This is a genomic window from Flagellimonas abyssi (genome assembly GCF_019457905.1).
In the GTDB taxonomy this organism is placed as follows: domain Bacteria; phylum Bacteroidota; class Bacteroidia; order Flavobacteriales; family Flavobacteriaceae; genus Flagellimonas; species Flagellimonas abyssi.
Window position 1 is genome coordinate 1 of the sequence record NZ_JAHZSV010000075.1, and the last position, 4,625, is coordinate 4,625.

Below are 4,625 nucleotides of genomic sequence, written 5' to 3' on the forward strand. Positions count from 1 at the left end.
GAAATGGAGATAGTCCCACACATACCTTTACCGAAAAGGGGGTTTGCCCCAACGGCTCCCTTGTGCGAGATCGTCAATGCGATACTCTACAAGTTGAAGACGGGCGTGCAATGGGGGTATCTGCCCACGACCTCGCTGTTCTCCCAAAAGGTCTTGAGCTGGCAATCGGTCTACCACCATTATCGCAAATGGTTCCGTTCGGGGACATTTCTGGATTGTTGGACCGGCATTTTAAAACGGTACAGGGACATGTTCGACCTCTCCAGCGTCGATCTTGACGGCAGCCACACACCTGCCATCAGGGGAGGCGAGGCCGTCGAATACCAAGGCCGCAAACAGGGAAGGACCCCCACTGCCCGCTTCCCTGCCTAACGGCAGGGACTGCCCTTGGCCATGTCGGAACCGGTATCCGGGAACCACAATGACCTGTTTGACATCGGGGTACAGTTCGAGGTGGTCACCGCCACCCTTGACAGAGCGGATATAAAAACGGAGGGACTCTTCCTCAATGCCGATGCGGGATTCGATTCCAAGGACTTTCGCTCGGCCTGTGCAAGAAGGGACATCAATGCCAACATATGTTTCAACAAGCGCAACGGCAGTGTGGATGACAGGGACGAATATTTTGACCAGGGCCTTTATGACCAGAGATATGCCGTGGAACGCACCAATGCATGGATCGACAGTTTCAGGTCACTGCTCAACAGGTTCGATACGACCATTGAGAGCTGGAAAGGCTTCAACTATCTATCGTTCATGGTAATGGCCTTGAAAAAATTCAAACCAAAAAAGTTTAAATGAGTTCTTTCTATACGGTAACTTTAACCAAATGATTTCAAATAATATGTTGCGGCTATTTTTTGTTCGGTAATTCTGCTACGTTTTTACCTTTTATTCTTTCGTTGACCAAATCTCCCATGAATTTTGTAAACGGCACAATATCCTGCCTTACACTGGCTTCTTCCAATGCATGCATATATTCATCCCGCTTTTCTACGGGAATTACGGTCCACGGATAGCCACCCGAGGCCAGCATTGCATTCATCAGGAATCTGCCCATACGCCCGTTACCATCCATATACGGGTGGATAAAAACAAAGACAAAATGGCCCAGCACGGCACGAACCGAAGCCTCGGGCTCTTCCTCCAGCAATTCAAATAGGATGGGCATAGCATCGCGCATGGCATCTACATTTAGGGGAACATGCTTGGAATTACCGATGTACACTTGGTTATTGCGATAACCGGAAAGGTCGGAAGCCTTCAACAGGCCTGCCACCACACTTGGGTCGAACAGTTGCCTGTACCATGCGGCATGATCTTTATCGACCTGTGTTCCTGAATTTGCACCTTCCAATATGGCTTTGATGCTCTGCTTTACAGATTGGAAAGCCTGATAATACCCCCGGGCGGCCATAGCATCCCGTTGTTTCCTGTCCCCTTCGTTTTCCTCGGTGTCCCATTCGCCAGAACTCACTTTTTGAATCAACTCAGGGGTCACCCGATAGCGCTCAATGGACAGTGAATGGTAGGCATCCGTTATGTATATATCGTCCACGTCCTTCATATAGGATTCGTGGTCGGTCCGTATACCGGGGGCTTGGGGGAAATTGACCATTACAGCCCCACGCATCTGTATCCATATCAGGCGTATACGGTTGGCATAGGGAGAACGTTCCCTTGCCGACAATTTTAATTCCAACTTGGTATCAAAAGGATCTTCTTCCCGGATATCATAATCGGCCTGTTTGAAGGTTTCCATAATCTGGTCGGCTATTCTGTCACGTTGAATGTTACGAAAGGCCCCGGCCAATCGACCGGCCAATGTGGTATGCCCGTTTTCCAAGAGTATAGGCAATAATTCCGAAGCATCCCGTATCAACGACAGCGTGGTACGGGCATCGATGGCATTGCTTGTATACACCGACACCCCTGCATAAATGAGGGAGGTCTGTAAATTATACATGCGGATGCCTTCTTCTATGACGGTCTGTTCCGAAGGAGGGATATCGGTCTTCAAATTGAACAGGGAGGTATTGTGAGGTAACGGGGTGGGCTTGTTATTGCCCTTGGGCGACCGTATAAGCAATTGTTTCGGCACCGACCGATTCCCGGCATGGAGCAACAAGGACTGGTCTGCCGAAAGCGACCAATCATCTCCATATTTTCGGTTAAGAAACCGTGCTATAAATTCCCAATAGGAACTATACCAAGCTGTGGTCTCGCCATCTTTCTCATTGGGGTCCGTGGCAATATACCATCCTTTGGAGACTTCCCGTAAAAAACCATTTTTGACAAGCAATTGACGGTGTTTTACATTAGGGATATCATCGGTATGGATTCCTACCATATCCTGGTCCTGTAACCCTTTCAAAAAGGTAAGGGCTTCTGCGAATCGTTCTCTCGGGGTTGCCATGTTGTTGAATTTATTTTTTTAATCTTTGTTTTCGGGCTAAAATTAGTTTTTTCCGTCGTGCTATTCTTAGTAAAATCAAATGTACTGAAATTAGTAAATACAACCGTTATAAAATTAGTAAATGTATGTTGATGTATTTTGGAAGCACACCATATAATGGCTCGACTCTGTCAATATATCCCTCTATCCCATCTATTACAACCATCCACTTTCTACGCCATACATAAACGGAATTAAAAATAGTATTCTTTCAAAAATTTGCGCAATCAAATAGCTGCGTATATATTTGCAGTCAAATCACTGCGTAATGAAATTAAGAAGAGATGTTTTTCAAGCCATAGCCGACCCAACTAGGAGAACCATAATCGCTCTAGTTGCGGCTAGTGCGATGACACCAAGTGCAATTGCCGAAAATTTTGACTATTCCAGACAGACCATTTCCAAACACATTCAAATTTTAACGGAATGTGAGCTGTTGGAGCAAGAACAAAAAGGAAGGGAAATCTACTACCAATTAAATCCTAAGGGGATGAAGCAAATAGCTGATTTTATTGAGCCCTTTAGAAAGATGTGGGACGACCGGTTCAATAAGCTTGAAGATGTAATGAAGAAAAATCAATCAAACTCAAAATAAACAATGGAACAAAAAACTAAAATCAATGCCCCTGAAGGCAAGCAGGAGTTGACCATTACCAGAGAATTTGACCTTCCTGTGGAACTGGTTTATAAAGCATACACAGAGCCAGAGTATGTAGCCCAATGGATGGGTACTACTGTTCTAAAGTTAGAGAACAGAAACCACGGAAGTTATGCGTTTGAAACCTCGCACGAAGGCAAAGTAATGTTTAGGGCCAATGGAACCATTCATAAGGTTGCGCCCAACAAAGAAATCGTACGAACTTTTGAAATGGAAAACTTACCAACAAGTGTTCATCTTGAGTTCTTGGAATTTGAAAAGCTTACCAACGACACAAGTAAGCTAACAATCCAAATGATATATAAATCAGAAGAACATCGTGCAGAGCAACTCAAACTCCCCTTTGCTTATGGTTTAAATATGGCTCATAATAGACTAGAGGAAATACTGAAAAATTTAAAATAGTTCAAAATGAAAAATAGAAATACAATAATTTATTGGGTTGTTACCATCTTTCTTTCAATCGGAATGGTTGCAGGAGGTGTGCAACAGCTGTTTCAAATTGGAGGCTATAACGAAATCGTTACGCAGTTAGGGTATCCACTATATCTGTTAAGTATTCTTGGTGCTTGGAAATTATTGGGCGTCATTGCCATTCTCATCCCTAAATTCCCTCTCGTAAAAGAATGGGCGTATGCCGGTTTTTTCTTTGCAATGTCCGGTGCATTTATCTCACATCTTACAATGGGTCAATCGTTTATGGATGCAATACCTTCACTAATACTAATGGTGGTGACGGTTTTATCTTGGTATTTTAGACCTGCAAACAGAAAATTAGGAAAACAATAAATATGGCAGATTTAAAACCCAAAACTGTTGATGGGTTTATTGATTTGTCACCAGAAGAATCTCAGGAAGTAATGATTAAACTCAAAAACCTCATTGAAGTCACAGAACCAAAAGCCGAAGGTGGCATTAGTTGGAACGTTCCGATCTATAAATACAACGGAATCCTTGCCGGTTTTTCCTTGGCCAAAAAACACGTTAGTTTTGGCATAGACTCTCTAACAGATGAAATGCGTAAAACACTGGAAGATAAAGGCTATAAAACAGGGAAGAAAACTATTCAAATAAAATTTGACCAAGATATTCCTGAAGCAGAACTAACACAGCTAATTAAAAAACAAGCCCAACTAAACGAATTATAACATCAGATAGAAATTAAAAACATTTAAAAGATGGCATTAAATTTGGAAACGCCGGACATAGTATGGTTCTTCGTCATATTTGGGGAAATCCATGCATTAGGGATTTAGATTTAATATATTGATATTCAGCGATTTAAATACATTTGTCCTTTGTTTTATAGGGCGATATCCATTATATTTAAGTAGCTAATAAACAACTACTTATGACCGTAAAGCAACTGGTCGGCATGCCTGGGCCAAATGAGAGCAAAGGTTTGGATGGTCAGTTAGAGCTATTATGGCAGGATAACCATATCATTTTCCAAACCGAAATCAAACGGGAACTCCGAAATGCACAGCTACCCCAATTGGAAGATATGGCAAA

General features: G+C 43.0%; 7 protein-coding genes. 6 read left to right on the plus strand and 1 reads right to left on the minus strand.

Features of this window, described 5'->3' with window-relative positions:
* Positions 1 to 3: 3 nt before the first annotated feature.
* The gene (locus tag K1F36_RS20285; protein WP_258539160.1) at positions 4 to 372 is read left to right on the plus strand and encodes a transposase; all 369 of its coding nucleotides are present in this window, start codon (positions 4 to 6) and stop codon (positions 370 to 372) included.
* A 21-nt stretch (positions 373 to 393) separates the two neighbouring features.
* Positions 394 to 801: a transposase gene (locus K1F36_RS20290; RefSeq protein WP_258539159.1), complete on the plus strand. Its 408-nt coding sequence runs from the start codon at positions 394 to 396 to the stop codon at positions 799 to 801.
* Positions 802 to 853: 52 nt separating this feature from the next.
* On the opposite strand, the gene K1F36_RS19740 is transcribed toward K1F36_RS20290, so the two are convergent.
* Entirely contained in the window at positions 854 to 2,416 is a 1,563-nt protein-coding gene (locus K1F36_RS19740) for a Fic family protein (protein WP_220115317.1), read from the minus strand.
* Positions 2,417 to 2,723: 307 nt separating this feature from the next.
* Here K1F36_RS19740 and K1F36_RS19745 point away from each other — a divergent pair, with 307 nt between their 5' ends.
* The 4 genes from K1F36_RS19745 to K1F36_RS19760 are packed head-to-tail and all read left to right on the plus strand — an operon-like array spanning position 2,724 to position 4,261.
* Entirely contained in the window at positions 2,724 to 3,050 is a 327-nt protein-coding gene (locus K1F36_RS19745) for an ArsR/SmtB family transcription factor (protein ID WP_220115318.1), read from the plus strand.
* Between the two features lie 3 nt (positions 3,051 to 3,053).
* Positions 3,054 to 3,518 (plus strand): SRPBCC domain-containing protein, encoded by a 465-nt coding sequence (locus K1F36_RS19750; RefSeq protein ID WP_220115319.1) that lies wholly within the window; start codon positions 3,054 to 3,056, stop codon positions 3,516 to 3,518.
* 6 nt (positions 3,519 to 3,524) lie between these two features.
* Positions 3,525 to 3,902 carry a DoxX family protein gene (locus K1F36_RS19755; protein WP_220115320.1) on the plus strand — a complete coding sequence of 126 codons (378 nt, stop codon included), beginning with the start codon at positions 3,525 to 3,527 and terminating at the stop codon, positions 3,900 to 3,902.
* 2 nt (positions 3,903 to 3,904) lie between these two features.
* Positions 3,905 to 4,261, plus strand: coding sequence for an iron chaperone (locus K1F36_RS19760; RefSeq protein WP_220115321.1), 357 nt, complete (start codon positions 3,905 to 3,907; stop codon positions 4,259 to 4,261).
* The last annotated feature ends 364 nt before the right edge of the window (positions 4,262 to 4,625 follow it).